This is a genomic window from Psychrobacter sp. 1U2 (genome assembly GCF_051847575.1).
The window spans coordinates 1-16786 of record NZ_JBPYDC010000011.1 but is presented as its reverse complement, the minus strand read 5'-3'; the positions used below and the strand labels follow the sequence as shown (position 1 = coordinate 16786).

The 16786-nt window shown below is 43.5% G+C and carries 17 protein-coding genes; 6 read left to right on the top strand and 11 right to left on the bottom strand.

Translation table 11 applies throughout. The annotated features are described in order from the left end of the window. Nucleotides 1-627 (top strand): alpha-ketoglutarate-dependent dioxygenase AlkB family protein, encoded by a 627-nt coding sequence (locus tag ACS8FD_RS07025; protein WP_439275127.1) that lies wholly within the window; start codon nt 1-3, stop codon nt 625-627. A gap of 73 nt (nt 628-700) precedes the next feature. On the opposite strand, the gene ACS8FD_RS07020 is transcribed toward ACS8FD_RS07025, so the two are convergent. From ACS8FD_RS07020 to ACS8FD_RS07005, 4 genes are all read right to left on the bottom strand, one after another. Next, nucleotides 701-1564, bottom strand: coding sequence for an EcsC family protein (locus ACS8FD_RS07020; RefSeq protein ID WP_439275126.1), 864 nt, complete (start codon nt 1562-1564; stop codon nt 701-703). Between the two features lie 214 nt (nt 1565-1778). Beyond that, nucleotides 1779-2768, bottom strand: coding sequence for an NADP-dependent oxidoreductase (locus ACS8FD_RS07015; RefSeq protein WP_439275125.1), 990 nt, complete (start codon nt 2766-2768; stop codon nt 1779-1781). Nucleotides 2769-2810: 42 nt separating this feature from the next. Then, a complete protein-coding gene (locus ACS8FD_RS07010) occupies nt 2811-3566 on the bottom strand; it encodes an endonuclease/exonuclease/phosphatase family protein (protein WP_439275124.1) in 756 nt (251 codons plus the stop codon). 194 nt (nt 3567-3760) lie between these two features. Continuing rightward, complete coding sequence (locus ACS8FD_RS07005; RefSeq protein ID WP_439275123.1) at nt 3761-4873, bottom strand: AOC03_06830 family ribosome hibernation factor; 1113 nt, start codon at nt 4871-4873, stop codon at nt 3761-3763. A 574-nt stretch (nt 4874-5447) separates the two neighbouring features. Between ACS8FD_RS07005 and ACS8FD_RS07000 the strand changes: the two genes are divergently transcribed. The 5 genes from ACS8FD_RS07000 (at nt 5448) to ACS8FD_RS06980 (ending at nt 10485) form a co-directional block, all read left to right on the top strand. Beyond that, a complete protein-coding gene (locus ACS8FD_RS07000) occupies nt 5448-7628 on the top strand; it encodes a M3 family metallopeptidase (RefSeq protein WP_439275122.1) in 2181 nt (726 codons plus the stop codon). Next, on the top strand, nt 7628-7885 hold the full coding sequence (locus tag ACS8FD_RS06995; RefSeq protein WP_439275121.1) for a YheV family putative metal-binding protein: 258 nt from the start codon (nt 7628-7630) through the stop codon (nt 7883-7885). The genes ACS8FD_RS07000 and ACS8FD_RS06995 overlap by 1 nt, the downstream gene beginning before the upstream one ends. A gap of 121 nt (nt 7886-8006) precedes the next feature. Continuing rightward, nucleotides 8007-8597, top strand: a complete 591-nt coding sequence (locus ACS8FD_RS06990) for a hypothetical protein (RefSeq protein ID WP_439275120.1) — start codon at nt 8007-8009, stop codon at nt 8595-8597. A gap of 166 nt (nt 8598-8763) precedes the next feature. After that, a complete protein-coding gene (locus tag ACS8FD_RS06985; RefSeq protein ID WP_439275119.1) occupies nt 8764-9339 on the top strand; it encodes a hypothetical protein in 576 nt (191 codons plus the stop codon). A gap of 237 nt (nt 9340-9576) precedes the next feature. Beyond that, on the top strand, nt 9577-10485 hold the full coding sequence (locus ACS8FD_RS06980; protein ID WP_439275118.1) for a haloalkane dehalogenase: 909 nt from the start codon (nt 9577-9579) through the stop codon (nt 10483-10485). Between the two features lie 49 nt (nt 10486-10534). Here the strand turns inward: ACS8FD_RS06980 and ACS8FD_RS06975 are convergent, their stop codons facing one another. The 7 genes from ACS8FD_RS06975 to ACS8FD_RS06945 all read right to left on the bottom strand — a co-directional run bounded on the left by ACS8FD_RS06975 (nt 10535) and on the right by ACS8FD_RS06945 (nt 16543). Continuing rightward, entirely contained in the window at nt 10535-11458 is a 924-nt protein-coding gene (locus ACS8FD_RS06975) for a glutaminase (RefSeq protein WP_439275117.1), read from the bottom strand. Between the two features lie 192 nt (nt 11459-11650). Beyond that, nucleotides 11651-11935, bottom strand: coding sequence for a type II toxin-antitoxin system RelB/DinJ family antitoxin (locus tag ACS8FD_RS06970; RefSeq protein WP_439275116.1), 285 nt, complete (start codon nt 11933-11935; stop codon nt 11651-11653). A gap of 229 nt (nt 11936-12164) precedes the next feature. Further along, nucleotides 12165-14273, bottom strand: coding sequence for a polyribonucleotide nucleotidyltransferase (gene pnp, locus ACS8FD_RS06965; RefSeq protein WP_439275181.1), 2109 nt, complete (start codon nt 14271-14273; stop codon nt 12165-12167). A 580-nt stretch (nt 14274-14853) separates the two neighbouring features. Then, nucleotides 14854-15123: a 30S ribosomal protein S15 gene (gene rpsO, locus ACS8FD_RS06960; RefSeq protein WP_439275180.1), complete on the bottom strand. Its 270-nt coding sequence runs from the start codon at nt 15121-15123 to the stop codon at nt 14854-14856. Between the two features lie 385 nt (nt 15124-15508). Next, nucleotides 15509-15685, bottom strand: coding sequence for a hypothetical protein (locus ACS8FD_RS06955; protein ID WP_439275115.1), 177 nt, complete (start codon nt 15683-15685; stop codon nt 15509-15511). Between the two features lie 61 nt (nt 15686-15746). Further along, the gene (locus tag ACS8FD_RS06950) at nt 15747-15908 is read right to left on the bottom strand and encodes a hypothetical protein (RefSeq protein WP_439275114.1); all 162 of its coding nucleotides are present in this window, start codon (nt 15906-15908) and stop codon (nt 15747-15749) included. Nucleotides 15909-16015: 107 nt separating this feature from the next. After that, a complete protein-coding gene (locus ACS8FD_RS06945) occupies nt 16016-16543 on the bottom strand; it encodes a type 1 glutamine amidotransferase domain-containing protein (RefSeq protein ID WP_439275113.1) in 528 nt (175 codons plus the stop codon). Between the last annotated feature and the right edge of the window lie 243 nt (nt 16544-16786).

Sequence of the window (16786 nt, the reverse complement as noted above, 5' to 3'; positions counted from 1 at the left end):
ATGACTGATTTATTCGCGCCCGACCCTACTGATAATTTATTGCCTCATGATGGTCAAGTCAACGATTTAGGTATTGTGATTGAAAACAGCGATGAACTCTATCAGACCTTATTACACCAGCTGCCTTGGCAAGCCGATATCATCACTTTATTTGGTAAGACACATATCACCAAGCGGCAAATCGTTTGGATGGGTGATTCGGGCTTGAGCTATCAATATTCTGGGCATACACGGCAAGCTTTACCTTGGACAGAGTCTGTGTTTCACGTGAAACAGCTTGTCGAACAGCAGCTAACGAGTATTGGTATTGAGGCAGATTTTAATTCCTGCCTGCTCAATTACTATCCGACAGGTAGCGAGGGCATGGGCTATCACGCCGATGATGAAAAGGAGTTGGGGGACCAGCCTATCATCGTGGCCCTATCGCTTGGCGCTACCCGTAAGTTCGTCTTTAAACATAAAAAAACTCAAGACAAAGTTGAGCTTTATCTTGAGTCCGGGCAGCTTATTGTTATGCATGGTGAGACGCAAAGTCACTGGAAGCATACTATCACTAAGACCAAAACGGTCAATCAAGGTCGAATCAGTCTGACTTTTCGGCGTATGATCCTTAATGATAAAAGCTAACATAACACAAGAGCTGTAATTGGTTATTTAAAAACGCGATTGGTTAGAAATATAACTTTTAACAGAGTTAATCCTAACCCTGCTGACGATCTAAGAAACGCTGACGATACCCTTGATAAGCGGCCTCACATACGCTTGAGGTGTAGCTAGCGTTAACGCCACCAGCGACCACTGCCCCTACTGCAGGGACAATCTGCGCCGCTTTGGTCTTGACTAAATTACTAGCAACTTTAGTAGCCGTCTGTCTTAACACACGCGACATCAGCTCTTCATTCACTTGATTAAAAGCCATAGTCTCAGGATCTTTGACCAGCGCAAAAGTTTCCTGTATTGCCGATTGACGTTCATCGCTTGAGGTGGAAGTCGCAATACCTAGCAACGACATCGCAAATAGCTGCTCACCCTTATCACTCATATCAAAACCATAATAACTGCCGTACTCGCCAATAGCGCGCAGATTAGCAGTGAGTAGCCCGACAATATCAGCAGGAATACCTGCCCAGCCCGCTAGACCTGTGGTAACTCCTTGAGCGCTTGTCAGTGCGACATATTTACTTTTGAATAATTTAACTTGCTCATCCACGACCGCGATCGGTAGCTTTTGAATATCCGCAAGCTTCTTTACTGATGCTGCTACTTCCTTTGCCTCATTTTGATAGGCTTCGATAACATCTTGAGTATCTAAACTCCAATTGGCGGCATCGCTCAAAGTGGTTAGGGTTTTTTCAGTCGCTTGCTTGAGAGTATCACCAAATTGTGGCGCATTCATCAAAGCTTCACCTGCTTTGTCGATCGGTGCTGTAAGCGTCGCTAATGTCTTATTCAATAAATTACTATCCGGATTTTTCCAGTTCTCAATTTCCTGACACACTTGCGCCCTATACTTATCATTGTCAGTTAAGTCTTCGCTAGTGCTATTTTTTTTATTAGTATCCATGTTTATCTCTCCAGTAGCCCGTGAGCAAAATAGTCGCTGCTATATTTGTTACGATTATAACTATAGCAGCTTGTGAAAATGCTCTTTGTAAGTAAATTCGATAACCGATAGGGCTTTAGTAAAGATAGGACAGAATCTAAAGCCAAAAAAGGCTAGATAAAGGCTCTCTCTATCTAGCTTCGTCATACTTATACTGATTCTGATTAATTTAAACTTACACTCTTAAGACAATTTTGCCAAAAGTATCACCTTTTTGTAGCTCAGTATGAGCCGCGACTATCTCAGATAAGGGATAGCTTTTTTGGATATGCAGCTTTAGAGTATCGTCAGCGACTTGTTGTAAGATTTTTGCCATATCTTCAGCATTCGGCTTGACGGCATAACCTTCAATAGTTAACTTATCGCTACCTGCAGCTTTGAGTTTATCGACCCAAATAGTAGGCAGGACAAAAACGCGAGCATCAGACTTTAGGGTGCGCAGTGCTTTTACTCCAGCTTCATCACCGACTAAATCGAGTAATACATCAGCTTGTAAATCAGGAAACTCTTGTTGTTCAGTGTAGTCGATCCAGCCGGCTAGCTTACTTTTATCAATCAAACTATCGAGCTTGTCATATTTATCAGGCGAGCAAATCACGGTGAGCTTAATGTTGTCTTGCGCCGCTTTTGCTATTAATAATTGCACCACTAGCTGACCGACACCGCCCGCTGGCGCATTCATAACCACATGCTCGTCTGCCTTTATATCAGCAAACTGCACAAACTGTAGCGCGGTCTGGCCGACACAAGGCAAAGCACCTGCTTGCTCTAAGCTGATATTGTCAGGAACTTTAGCTAATAGCTTACTATCAACGGCAACATACTCAGCGTAACAACTGCCATCGAAGCTCAACGCGGCAACTCTATCGCCAACTACAAATTCAATGCTATTACTTTTGACCACCTCTCCTGCCACATCAAACCCTAAGATAGCGGGCTGATTGTAATCAAATTTATTTTTTTGGATTTTATCAGCGCCCCAACCTTTGCCTTGGCGAGTTTTATAATCAACCGGATTAATACCGGCGTAAGCCACTTTGACGAGCACTTGCTCAGCACTTGGCTCCGGCACCTCTACTCCGCTTTGATATGTCATGACCTCAGGCTCGCCGAATTCATGGATGACAGCAGCGTGTTGGCTAGTAGGTAAAGACGATTTGGACATTTTATCTCCCTTATATTTTTTATTTTTAGACTAGGTAGAGTGCTACAACTCCGTAAACTTAGCGCTAATTGGTAGGTGGTCAGACAAGGTAGACCAAGGCTTGCCCGTGTGTACCCAAGCGTCTTTAACTTTGAGGTTACGTACATAGATCCGGTCCAGACTGAGCACCGGCAGTTTGGCAGGAAAGGTTGGAGATAGCTTGCCATGACAGCGTCTAAACGCTTCTACCATACCTAGATCAGAAGCCAGTCTATCGCAAGACATCCGCTTCCAATCATTGAAGTCGCCCGCCAGAATCAGCGGCTGGTCATCAGCAATCTCGTTACGCATATATTGGCTAATCGCTTCGTATTGCTTGACTCTATCACGTTCAAACAGATTCAAATGCGCGCACAAAATAACTACCGGCTTCTCCCATCCTAAAGGCTGCACCTCACAATGCAAGACTCCGCGTTGCTCTAGTTTATTCACTGTAATATTCACATTATGCTTAGGGTCTAATGGAAACCGGCTTAAGACCGCATTACCGTGATGGCCGTTTTCGTACTCTGAGTTTTTGCCATAGCTGTTTTGTAGTTGCAGATATTCGCCAAACCACTCATGCTGCGACTGATCAGGATACTCATTGTATTGCATATTACGTTTGAGGTTCTGTCCTTGTACTTCTTGCAAGCACAAGACATCAGAGCCGATTGACTCTAGTGCTTGGGCAATACCTTGCATTTTGACCTGTCGATTCAGTGGCGACATGCCTTTATGAATGTTGTAACTGGTTAAAACAAAAGATTGTGTAGTCATAGAGTTGGTATTCTTGAGCTAAGAAAGAATTCTGGTCTCATAAAATGATAGCAAAACCACCATCTAACCATAAGGTTAAGATAAAAGAGCATTGATCCGTAGCGAACCAATGCCCTGTTTAGATCTATTTATGCTTTACAGTCATGACCTAACTATAATTCGTGACTTAAAAGTCGTGACTTAATGAGTGCTGATTAGTAGCGAGTGACCAAAGCAATCGGCTGATCTTCGCCCATAATCTCTTCAGGTAAAAAGATAACATCACCACCATTATGCATAACATGTTCGATGATAACGCCAATCGCATCATCTGTAACGCCTTCTGCAGCAGCGTCCTCAGCGAGGGTTAAAGATTGCGCTTTTTCGTCAATCTTAGCGGGTTGAATATACCAACGACGCACATACAAGGTCTCACCAGCTCCTTGGAAAGCACTGCGATAGACTTCTTGCAAGTCAGTCTGTAGCATACTAGCGCCGCGTGCTTTGTCAATCTCGCCCATAGCTTCTTGATGTAAGGAACTACGATACTCTTCTACCGCTTCTTGGACGCTATCAACAATGTGCTGAGCGCTGCCATCATCTAGATTTGTCACGTTAGATACGGTGGCAATGATATTATCAGGACGATCACATACTTCTTTATAGTACCCGATATTTTTTGCATCACCGACGATCACTAGCGGCATTTTGTGCTCGCCCCATAGCTCTTGGACGCTTTTGTCGACTTGGTTGAAATACTCTTTCAAATGGCTGCTTTGATTGCCCGCTGAGCGATCAGAGCCGCCATCACTGGTTTTATATAGGCCATTATTATCAATAGGGAATGGGATATTCTCCATATTGTTTTGCTTATCTGAGTCAGCTTCAAACTCCATAACTACCCGATCATTAGACGCTTCGATTAGGCGTGCTTTATCACTGGTCAGAACCACGGCATAAAAATGTACTGCGCTTGCCATATCGCGGACTAAATCGCGCGTCGCAAAGCTATCAGAGATGACCACACGTTCTGTTGTGTCAAGAGGCATGCGCATCACCTGCACATCATCAGTACTGGCAAAAATAGCTAAAGTATCTAGATTATAGTTATGATTTAACTCGTTAGTCTTGGCATGTATACCTTCTAAAATCGTTGTCGCAGTCTGTTTATCATATTCTTTATTTAGACGATCTTCGGCGACTTTTAGCTGATTTTTTAGGGCAATAGGATCTTGTTCGTTTGCAGGATGCTCACGATGCGTTTTGACAAAGATACTTACCGCGGGGTTAGCTTTGGTTTCGCGTAAACTCTTAAGCGTCGCTTTCATAAATCATGCTCCTTATTTTATTATCGTTCGTTTTCTATTAATTTTGTTTTCTAGTAATTATGGTTCTAACAATGATAATTAGCTATACAAAATAGCGTTTCGTTACGTAGTGCTCTACGATGGAAATGAGCTTCATCTGATCTATACCGATCCGTTTTTTATACTTATAAACTTTATATTTAAAAGATTGGAAGCTCATAACTCGTAAATCCTCCTAGTTATTCCCATTTATTGATATTAGTCATTGATGGGACACCTATTTATGAGATGACTGTCATTAGGAATTCTCATTAGGACTACTATGATGCTAGCAATTTCACTCTATAAGCTATATGGTTGCTTTGCAAGCAAATGATAAGGCTTTGTAATCAAGCTAAAGCAAATCCTAGACTTTTTTCATTACTGTAATAGCATAAAGCACAGTACAAATTATGGCTGTCATGCCTTGTATAATACCTAAGAACTATTATCACTATAAAAGCTTATGGCTTGCATTCTCAGTCAAACATACCCATCTTTTGTCTTATACATTCTTTAATCTTTACTTTTTTTAACCCTTACTTTGGATATTTTTATGACTGCTCTAGCGACCCATTTGCGCCTTGTTGATTTTCCTGCAGCGACGCCTAGTCACTTGCAACAACAAGTCACGACAGCTATCGATGAAGCCAATGACTTCTTGGATCAGCTTAGCGCCTCTCAAAACAAAGATTCGACGCCAATAAGTGCTGAGCAGGCGCTTGACGACATTATGCAATTTGATCATATTAATTTGGCACTAGATCGTAGTTGGGGCGTGCTGTCACATCTAAATGGCGTGATGAGTGATGATGATATTCGCCATGTGCATCACGAGTTGCTACCGATGCTATCGGCTTATGGTACTCGTGTTGGACAACACAAGCCGCTTTTTGATCGCTACCAAGCTATCGTTAATGATGCAGAGCTCTACTCCCAGCTTGAGCCTGCTCGTACGCGGGCGATTGCTTTGGCGCTACAAAGATTTGAGCTTTCAGGAGTGGCGCTGCCTAAAGCGCAGCAAGATCAGTATGCTGCTATCCAAAGCAAGCTATCCACGCTATCGGCCACTTTCTCCGATCACATCTTGGATGCAACCCAAGCTTATGCTTTGCCTTTGCAAGCTGAGCAATTGGCGGGGCTGACTGATAGCGGCCTGGGTCTACTAGCCGATGCCGGCGAGCAGTACAAAGCTCGCGAACTGGCTAGCGGTAAGCTGACGCAAGCTGAAATCGATGCGCTACCGACGCCTTATTATGTGGCGACGCTCAATATCCCTGTTTATCTAGCAGTGATGACGCATGCTGATAATCGTCAGCTACGCGAGACGCTTTATCACGCTTACGTCACGCGTGCCTCAGAGTTTGATACTCATACCAATGCTAAAGGCGAATCACTAAACAACGCCGATATCATGAGTGATATCCTACAGCTACGCGAACAAAAAGCGGCGCTGCTCGGCTTTAATAATTACGCCGAGGTGTCCTTATCTACTAAGATGGCGGATAACGTACGCGAGGTCGAGACATTTTTACGCAACTTAGCCGCTAAGGCTACGCCGGTCGCCCAGCAAGATTTAGCGCAGTTACAAGCATGCGCTAAAGATTATGGTATTGCGGGCTTGCAACCATGGGACAACGCTTATATCGCCGAAAAAGTGAAGCAAAACAAATTTAATCTATCGCAAGAAGCCATACGCCCTTATTTTCCTCTGCCAAAAGTCATAGAAGGATTATTTGCGATTGTTAAGCGGCTTTATGGCATCACAGTGATTGAGCAAAATCAGGCGGATAATGAAACTAGTGAGTCCGCGTCGCTTTGGCACAATGACGTGCGCTTTTATCAGTTATTCGATAGCGATGATAGCTTAATTGGTGGTTTTTACTTCGATCTATTTGCGCGCAGTGGTAAGCGTGGTGGCGCTTGGATGAGTGGCTTCCAAGCGCGCTATCGCTATGATAGCCAGAATTATGAGCAGCTCCCGGTTTGCTTTATGGTCGGCAACTTTACTCCAGCTCTCGCCGGCAAACCTAGCTTACTCACTCATGATGAAGTATTGACGCTGTTTCATGAGTTCGGTCATGGTCTGCATCATCTACTGACACAAGTGAGCGTCGGCGATGTAGCTGGCGTCAACGGCGTAGAATGGGACGCCGTCGAGCTACCGAGCCAGTTTATGGAGAACTGGGCATGGGACTCTGAGGGTATCGCGCTTATTAGCAGTCATGTCGAGACTGGCAAGCCTTTACCGCAAGATAAACTCGATGCTTTACTTGCCGCCAAAAACTTCCAAAGCGGTATACAAACATTGCGTCAAGTCGAATTTGCTTTGTTTGATTTGCTCATTCACGCCCAAACGCCTGCACCCGATTATGAAGGTATTTTAGCGACGCTAAATGCAGTACGCGCTGATATCGCTATTATGGATACACCTGACTATAACCGCTTTGCCAATGGCTTTAGCCATATTTTCGCTGGTGGCTATGCGGCGGGTTATTATTCTTATAAATGGGCCGAGCTCTTATCCGCCGATGCTTTTAGCAGATTTGAAGAAGAAGGTATTTTTAACCCTAATACTGGCAAGGCGTTTCGCGATACCGTCCTATCAGTAGGAGGAAGCTTGCCTGCTAAGATCAATTTTGAGAACTTCCGTGGCCGCAGCGCCAGTATCGATGCCTTACTGCGCCATAGCGGTTTTGACCATATGAATACGCAGATAACAAACGAGGTCAGCTAATGCGTTATCAGTCTGAGCGCCCTAAACGTCGATTTTTAGCAGGTGTGCGCTGTCCTAAATGTCAGGCGCTAGATGCTATCGTACAAGTCAACATCTTCGTACCTGAGGCGGATGAATATATCGAATGTACCCAGTGCGATCACAGTGAGCGTCGCCCTGATCCTGATGAAGTCAGTGCCAAAAACCATCTTGAGGATCAGCTAGCACGCGATGCTATGCCGACAGGGACGAGCGGTACGGTCAAGTTTAAGCCTTAAGCGAGTCTGCAAGTGTTTTTATAATTCTGTCTTTATTCTTAAAGCCTATCAATAGATAGGCTTTTTATTTTCAGTTTGCTATAGTATAGCCACCTGAATTCTAGTAGCCACTGACAAGCGTATGACCTCCAAAAAACCGCGTTCTACCTTTAACAAGGGCAAAAAACACCAGTCTGCAAAACCGCGTCATAAAAAATGGCTAGTGGCAATATTGCTTTTACCTATTTTCATAATTGGCTATCTATTTTGGTCACAGCCTTCTTCTGATACCACGGTCACACCTATGGTCGCGCCGCCAACAGTAGCCCAGCAAAATGAAGCAGCTCGCTCTGCCGAACCTAACGCAGAAGATAGTATTATCGAGTCGAATACTAGCAGTGATAATCATAATAAGGCTATTGAAGACCCTATCAATGATAAGATTACTGACGAAAATTTGAGCGCTGATAAAGCCCGGGCTATTAGTCAGGGCACAAAGGTAGCAATACCGAGTTCGAAGGCCATTATTGATGCACCTATCCCAGAGACTGATACGCTAGCGAAAGAAGAGATTGATCGCTTAGCGGATGAGCGTCAACGTCTAAAAGAGCAAGAAAATATCGACGCTGAGCAAGTAGAAATGACTAAAAGTTTAACGCAGATGAAAGCCCAGCAAATCGAATTACTCGAACAACAAATTGCTGAATTAGAAGCCGAGCAAGCGGCTCAATAAGAAGCGACTAATCGTTGCGATGTTATTAAGTGAGCAACCATCGCGATTAGAGCGTGCTTGCTGATGCCAACAGACCTTGTCACTGATAGCATTCTTTATTGAACGGATTATTCAGCAAAAAAGTGGGCTTTTACTTGCTAAAGCTATCAGCAATAGGAAGATCGTCATGGCTACTATCGAGCAAACCCATTCGCCTATTTTGAACAGTAACGCGCAAGTCCTTATTTTGCCAGTCAACAGCGCTGGCATCCTTTTAGATCCAGTATTAACGCGCGGCAAGACTCTTTATCCTGATAACTATCAGCGCTATCATCGAGCATGCCGTGATGGCAGCCTAATGGTTGGCAGCTGCTTACTGCACAAACGCCAGCGTGAGCTCGCCGGTCTTAGCGCCTCACACAATGGTAATCAGCCGAATTATATTGCCAATCTAGTCATCTCTAACCACCCTTATCATCCTGCTCGTACTCATTGGCTAACGGCAGCCCTAATAGATCTGCAACAGCAGCTGATACCGCTGATTCGCTATCAAGGTGTGCGTAAAGTGGCTTTATTAGCACGCCCTTTTCTCTCTCATCATTCCACTCACATGAGTGAAAGTAATAGTGCTGGCCTGACAACAGAGACACCACGGATTCCTTTGGACTGGGATTCAGTGGTTCTGCCTTTGATTATTCAGCACCTAAGGCCGCTTCCTAAGTTACGTGTTGCCATACATATTCCAAAGAGTGTTGTGCTGTAAAAGGTGTCACTTTATAAAACAGCCTCTTTTGCAGCGCCATTTAATGATTTGTGTTTATAGCGTATTTTGTAAATTACCTTGTAAAGAAAAATCAAAATGTGCTAAAAAATATAGCTCAATGACTAAAGCGACGAGCGAGACTTTCGCTAAGCAGCGACGAATGCCACGACTTAAAGCATTTTGATGTAAAGCGTCGCGATCTACAGTATTATGATTTAACTGACAAAAGGACTGTCTATGAAAACTCTCAGAACTCCCGATTCGCATTTTGATAATCTACCCGACTTTGACTTTGCGCCAAATTATCTGATGGTTGATGATGGCGACGAAGGCGAGCTGCGCGTGCATTATTTAGATGAAGGTAACGAAGGTGCTGACCCTATATTACTACTGCACGGTGAGCCGTCGTGGTGCTATCTGTATCGCAAAATGATACCGACCTTAACCGCAGCAGGGCATCGCGTTATCGCGCCAGACTTGCCAGGCTTTGGCCGCTCAGACAAGCCCGCCTCACGTACAGACTACACTTATCAGCGCCATGTGGACTGGATGCAATCGCTACTGGATCAGCTAGAGTTGCAGAATATCACTCTGTTTTGTCAAGATTGGGGCGGTCTCATCGGACTGCGTTTGGTCGCGGATAACCCTGAGCGTTTTGCGCGAGTCGCAGCTGGCAATACCATGCTCCCTACTGGCGATCATGACCCCGGTGAGAGCTTTCGTCAGTGGCAGCAGTTCTCGCAAGACACACCTGAGTTTCATATCGGCGGTATCATCAAGGGCGGCACAACTACTGAATTATCACAGGCGACCATAGATGCCTATAACGCGCCCTTTCCTGATGAGTCCTACAAAGAAGGCGCGCGGCAGTTCCCTATACTAGTGCCGACCACGCCTGATGACCCTGCTGCTGAGGATAACCGCGCAGCTTGGACAAAATTGAGCCAATGGACTAAACCTTTTATCACCTTATTCAGTGACTCTGACCCCATTACCGCAGGCGGCGATCGAGTGATGCAAAAACTTATTCCTGGTACTAAAGGTCAAAATCACACTACGATTGCTAATGCCGGTCATTTTTTGCAAGAAGATCAAGGTGAGAGCATAGCTGAGCTGTTAGTCAAGTTTATCGCTGATAATCCTTAACGGTTTATAATTTAACTAGATTCTTCTAAAAACCATTAAGCCATCACTGCTATTTTGAAAATACAGACCAGCCGGTCTGCTCTCCTAGTAGCTCTAATGCTTTGGTTCCAAGTTTTGAGTTACCTACTGAATTTAGGCCAGGTGACCACACTGCGATCGCGCCTTTACCCGGCGCTATCGTTAGAATACCACCGCCGACGCCGCTTTTGCCCGGTAGACCTACCTGATAGGCAAACTCCCCCGAGCCATCGTAATGACCGCACATCATCATTAGTGAATTAATCCGCTTAGATTGCTGCGGACTGATCACCTTCGCCCCGGTGGGTTGATTGATACCATTAGAGACCAAAAACAGACCAGCACGGGCCAACTGCTCACAGCTCATCGCAATCGAGCATTGATGAAAGTAAGTATTAAGTATCTTATCGACATCATGCTGCAAATGACCAAAAGACTTCATAAAATGCGCTAATGCTGCGTTGCGATCTTCGTGATCGATCTCAGACGTCGCTACTTTATAATCAAAACAGATCGACTCATCGCCTGCTATAAAGTGTACGAACTGTAGTATCTCATCTAAGATCTCTTTGGGCTCGCGTCCTAACGTAATGGCATCTACTACTGCAATGGCGCCTGCATTAATAAAAGGATTACGCGGCCGACCCGATTCATACTCGAGTATGGTAATAGAATTAAAGGGGTCACCAGAGGGTTCACGGCCCACGTGATTCCAAAGCGCACTTCCCAACTTACTAAGGGCTAGGGTCAAAGTAAATACTTTAGAGATACTTTGAATCGAAAATAGCGTATCAGCATCTCCTGCCGAATAAATTTGACCATCAGGCGTCGCGACAGCAATACCAAACTGATTGGGATCGACATGCGCGAGCTGCGGAATATAATCTGCTACCTTTCCGCGCTTAGTTTCTAAAGCCATCTGGGCGGCAATGTCATCTAAAATCTGCTGCATCATAAAAGAGTAACCGTATTTTTATTGGGTTATTAAATGGTAGAGAGTTTAACTGAATAAAAGATAAGAAGGCGGAGAAATTATGATTTAATTCGGGCGTGCAAAATTGAATGGCTAACAACAGCCGATCTTATAAAACCTTAGAACATTACGACAGCACATTGAAGGTGACCAGTAACTTTTCCGTTCATTTAGCTATATATGCTTCTGTGCCATTCTTATAGCCAACTTTAATAAATCGTCGGATGTCATATCTTTTAGAGGCTCTATTTTTTCTATCTCCTCTTTTTCCATAACCTGTTTTATCGTCTCTTGCTCGCTTGCCAAGTTGAGCTTTTTGGGATTATCAATATACTCTTGCATCAGTTCACGTATGACTAGCGACTTTGTATAGCCGTTCTGTTCAACCGCTTGCTTGAACTCATTTGCTAATTTTTCATCACAACGAATATGAATAGAGGCTTGTTGATGTTTACTCATAACTATCTACACTCCCATGCATAAAATGAAAGACGTTGTCGCAATTATCCCTATCGAGGATATAACGATCTATACCTACTGTAGCATTTGTAGCCCTTTTTGCAACACACAGCTGATTCAATTAACTTATACAATAAATAACGAGCATAAAAAAACCGCTTTGAGTGCTATTTACTAGCAGCTCAAGGCGGTTTTCGAATTTGTACTAAGTTAAATCGACTAAAGCTATTTACTCAGCAGCAGCATCCTGCTCAACGCCTTTCATAGTCAACTTGATGCGACCACGGTTATCGACGTCTTGTACTAGTACTTTAACGGTCTGACCTTCTTTTAGATAATCAGAGACATTCTCGACGCGCTCTTCTGCGATTTGTGAGATGTGTACTAGGCCATCTGTGTTTGGCAAGACGTTTACGAACGCGCCAAAGTCAACAATACGCGCGACTGTACCTTCATAAGTTTTGCCGACTTCAACTTCAGCCGTTAGCGCTTCGATTTTACCAATAGCGGCTTTCGTTGCGGCTTTGTTCTCACCAAAGATACGAATCGTACCGGCATCATCGATATCGATAACCGCGCCAGTCTCTTCAGTAAGCTGACGAATCATCGCGCCGCCTTTACCAATCACATCACGGATTTTGTCAGGGTTGATTTCGATAACGGCGTAGTTAGGCGCGTGAGCATTGATCTCAGTACGGCTCTCAGGTAATACTTTATTCATCGCATCTAGGATATGGATACGACCGGCATGAGCTTGCTTAAGCGCTTGCTCCATGATGTCAGGCGTGATGCCTTCGATTTTGATATCCATTTGTAGCGCAGTGATACCGTCTTTTGAACCAGCCACTTTAAAGTCCATATCGCCAAGATGATCTTCATCACCTAAGATGTCAGATAAGACAGCAAAGCGATCGCCTTCTTTGACCAGACCCATAGCGATACCAGCAACCGGTGCTTTGATCGGTACGCCGGCATCCATCAAGGCCAAACTTGCACCGCAAACAGACGCCATAGAAGAAGAACCATTCGATTCAGTGATCTCTGATACCACACGGATAACGTACGGGAAGCGTTCGCTGTCCGGTAGCATCGCTTGTACACCGCGGCGCGCTAGACGACCATGACCGATTTCACGACGTTTTGGAATACCTTCACGGCCCGTCTCACCCACTGAAAAATGCGGGAAGTTATAATGCAGCATGAAATGATCACGAATCGTACCGGCTAATGAGTCAATCATATTGACATCACGACTGTTACCCAAAGTAGTTGTGACCAAAGCTTGTGTCTCACCGCGAGTAAATAACGCTGAACCATGCGTATAAGGTAGCACACCAACTTGGACATCAAGGGCACGCACAGTCTCAAGATCACGGCCATCGATACGTGGCTTACCCGATAAGATGTTATCACGAACCGTACGGTACTTTAGCTCGTTATAGATGTCTTTTAGCTCAGCGACTTTGCTACTATAGTCCTCGGCTTCCGCATCACCTGCTAGGGCTTCGATAGCGGCGTCTTTGATTTCGTCAAGTTTCGTGTAGCGATCTTGCTTATTCTTAATGCTATAAGCATCAGCCACTTGCGCGCCGAACTGCTCTTTCATGCTGCTCTCTAGTGCCGCGTCTGCTTTTGGCGCTTCATACTGCTGCTTGGCCGTACCGACTTCTTCAGCTAGCGAGATGATGTTATCAATGACGATTTGCTGCTGCTCATGACCGTACAGTACTGCACCTAGCATTTGATCTTCTGAGAGCTCAGCCGCTTCTGACTCGACCATCAGTACCGCAGACTTAGTACCAGCTACCACTAGATCAAGATCACTCTCTTTTAGCTGCTCAAGCGTTGGGTTTAGGACGTATTCGCCATTCATAAAGCCAACACGCGCCGCCGCAACAGGGCCATTGAATGGCGCATCAGAGATAGCAAGTGCCGCTGACGCACCGATGAGGGCTGCGATATCAGCAGATTGGGTTTTGTCAGATGACACAACCGTCGCCGTAATTTGAATCTCGTTTACATATCCTTCAGGGAATAGCGGACGAATCGGACGGTCAATAAGACGTGAGGTTAAGGTTTCATTTTCGCTCGCACGGCCTTCGCGTTTGCCATAAGCGCCTGGGATTTTACCAGCAGCATACATTTTTTCTTGATAGTTGACGGTTAAAGGGAAGAAGTTTTGGCCTTCTTTAGCCTCAGACTTTACTACCGCTGCGACTAAAACAGTGACGCCGCCCATATGTACCATAATAGAGTTAGCCTGACGGGCAACGCGGCCGGTCTCTATAACGACTTGCTGATCACCGTACTGAAATTCACGAGTAATAGTGTTAAACATTGACTGATTTGACATATAAGTTTTTTCCTAATGTTGAATGACGAAAATGATAGCCGCCGCCTGTATAGACAGCGCGCTTATCGCTCGTTAAAACTTTTAAATAAATGCTTTGGCGTATGGTGATTATCGATAAGCTCAACAAACCAAGCTTCACCGCGCCTATAGTAACTACTGTGCGAGTACTTGCACTGAATAAAAATCCATATATTATATTTTGCTTCTTTATAAACTTGATAGCGCTAATAGTAATAACTCTGATAGCACTTTTATACCATCGCCTATTTTACAGAGATTTGTGGCCCTTGACCAATTAATTGCAAACCTAAGCACTCTTTATGTTAGTGACTCGTTATCAGTTATTATGAGACTTACTATCTCTAAGCCTTTACCGTCTTTTTTCTTATAAAACCTCTGTTACCGCTTTTATTGAACCGCAAAATAACGACAACTAAATGACTAAACGATAACTAGATAACTATAGGTGCAGCCATAAAAAAGCGGTGTGAAACTATTCCACACCGCTTTATACTGCTCAAGTCTTACTTCATGAACCTCATATCCCTTGTAGGAAGAGGTTAAATTAACGACGCAGACCTAACTGGCTGATCAAAGTAGAATAACGACCTAGATCTTTACCTTTTAGGTAATCAAGTAGTTTACGGCGAGTGTTAACCATACGAATAAGACCACGGCGGCTATGATGATCGCCTTTGTGCTCTTTGAAATGGTCTTGTAAATCATTGATACGGGCACTCAATAGAGCAACTTGTACTTCTGGGGAGCCAGTATCGTTTTCGCCGCGTTGATATTGGGCGATAATTTGTTCGCGATCGGTATTCGTTAGCATAATATTCTCCAGCAATGCTAAGAGTTAAATAACTTATTCAATGAATTTGAACGGTTATAAAACAATAAAGTAAATAAAATAGCTCACTCATCATTCAGGACAACCCTGCATTACTAGAGTTACCCTATTGAAAAGTAAACTTAGGCTTTCAGCTTTAAATAAAGGAAATAATCAATACCAAGATAATAAAACCATGACAGTGATAAACTTATAACATTGATAAGTCTGCAGTCCTGAAAACCACAATCTAATCCCGATTAAAACTTGGCGCTAGTATAACAAAAAACGGCCCAACTAGCAGCAATTATTCGCTGTAGTTTGAACCGTTTATACAAAGATAGATATCGATAAAAAGTATCAGTAATTCATAGCTTAATAGTTCGCTGGCTTACTTTTTGTTTAAATCGTCCTCTTTGGCAGTTCCGCCTAAGGCATCATTATCCAAAGGAGCGGTTGTCGCTTCAGCTAAGCTATCAGGAAGCTTGTCCTCTCTTGGATTAATGTCATCGACTAGCTTTTCAATCTTTTTTTCTTCTTTATCCATATTTTTCTCTGACTTGTCCATACTATCTCCCTACGCACCATTATTACGTTGATGTTTAAACAATTTATATTAGAATTTTTAACTATTTATCTTTCTTGGCTTCTTTTAAGTTATCAGCGATACGATCTGCCGCTTCTTCACTATCGGTAGTGTGATTATCTTCAGTTTGGCTCTTGAGTGAGGCTTTCGCTGACTCTGAACGTTGTTGCTCAAGCTTGGTATCGTTTGGGTTAGGCTGTGTCATGGTAATATCCTTTTTAGGTTAAATTATCGTTATAAAATGAGTGATTATTAAAATTATTCAGCTACTAATTAATTACTAAAATATAGTAATAGTAGTGAAGAAGTCGCTTAGTTAGACAACGCTTTGTCGATAGCTTCAACAAAATTATCAATATCATCTGGGTTACGCGAAGTGATTAAGTTACCATCGACTTGTACTGTCTTATCGACGAAAGTCGCTCCGGCGTTTTCTAAATCTGTTTGTAATGAGTGGTAAGCAGTTAAAGTTTTACCTTTAGCGATGCCGGTGTTAATGAGTGTCCAAGGTGCATGACAAATTACAGCCAAGGTTTTATCGTTGTCATTAATAGCTTTTATGATGCTATGAGCTTGCTCATTACCACGAATAGTATCGGCATTAACCGTACCGCCTGGCAATACTAAGGCATCGTAATCGTCGGTTTTTGCCTCTTTAGCAAAGATATCAGCGGTAAAAGTATCGCCTTTATTGACATCTTGATTCATCGCCTGAACTTCTTTGTCGTCGTTGGTCGTTATGAGTATCGTGTTATAGCCTTTATCTTTCAGCTTACTATTGACCTCTTCGTACTCAGCTTGTTCAAAGTTATTATGTAATAAAAATGCAATAGTCTTCATGGGCCACCTCTTTTGTTCGTAACGTTAATTTAGCTTGTTAATATTATAATTATCGTTATTGAATTTATTATTTTGATTGCTGTTGCTTAGAGTCATCTCAGTAAGGTGTTATTATTATTTTATAATCTAAGCTTTCCTTACTAGACCTCTTGCAAAAGTAGTTGTGAGACACAACGTATATTATTGAACTCTACTTACTTAATAGATATGCCAAACATAGATAAGCTACTCAAACAAAGTGAC

Bases quoted from the DNA above. Each gene is read 5' to 3' on its own strand.
- ACS8FD_RS07025 (WP_439275127.1), top strand. From the start codon at position 1: ATGACTGATTTATTCGCGCCCGACCCTACTGATAATTTATTGCCTCAT.
- ACS8FD_RS07020 (WP_439275126.1), bottom strand. From the start codon at position 1,564: ATGGATACTAATAAAAAAAATAGCACTAGCGAAGACTTAACTGACAAT.
- ACS8FD_RS07015 (WP_439275125.1), bottom strand. From the start codon at position 2,768: ATGTCCAAATCGTCTTTACCTACTAGCCAACACGCTGCTGTCATCCAT.
- ACS8FD_RS07010 (WP_439275124.1), bottom strand. From the start codon at position 3,566: ATGACTACACAATCTTTTGTTTTAACCAGTTACAACATTCATAAAGGC.
- ACS8FD_RS07005 (WP_439275123.1), bottom strand. From the start codon at position 4,873: ATGAAAGCGACGCTTAAGAGTTTACGCGAAACCAAAGCTAACCCCGCG.
- ACS8FD_RS07000 (WP_439275122.1), top strand. From the start codon at position 5,448: ATGACTGCTCTAGCGACCCATTTGCGCCTTGTTGATTTTCCTGCAGCG.
- ACS8FD_RS06995 (WP_439275121.1), top strand. From the start codon at position 7,628: ATGCGTTATCAGTCTGAGCGCCCTAAACGTCGATTTTTAGCAGGTGTG.
- ACS8FD_RS06990 (WP_439275120.1), top strand. From the start codon at position 8,007: ATGACCTCCAAAAAACCGCGTTCTACCTTTAACAAGGGCAAAAAACAC.
- ACS8FD_RS06985 (WP_439275119.1), top strand. From the start codon at position 8,764: ATGGCTACTATCGAGCAAACCCATTCGCCTATTTTGAACAGTAACGCG.
- ACS8FD_RS06980 (WP_439275118.1), top strand. From the start codon at position 9,577: ATGAAAACTCTCAGAACTCCCGATTCGCATTTTGATAATCTACCCGAC.
- ACS8FD_RS06975 (WP_439275117.1), bottom strand. From the start codon at position 11,458: ATGATGCAGCAGATTTTAGATGACATTGCCGCCCAGATGGCTTTAGAA.
- ACS8FD_RS06970 (WP_439275116.1), bottom strand. From the start codon at position 11,935: ATGAGTAAACATCAACAAGCCTCTATTCATATTCGTTGTGATGAAAAA.
- pnp (WP_439275181.1), bottom strand. From the start codon at position 14,273: ATGTTTAACACTATTACTCGTGAATTTCAGTACGGTGATCAGCAAGTC.
- ACS8FD_RS06955 (WP_439275115.1), bottom strand. From the start codon at position 15,685: ATGGACAAGTCAGAGAAAAATATGGATAAAGAAGAAAAAAAGATTGAA.
- ACS8FD_RS06950 (WP_439275114.1), bottom strand. From the start codon at position 15,908: ATGACACAGCCTAACCCAAACGATACCAAGCTTGAGCAACAACGTTCA.
- ACS8FD_RS06945 (WP_439275113.1), bottom strand. From the start codon at position 16,543: ATGAAGACTATTGCATTTTTATTACATAATAACTTTGAACAAGCTGAG.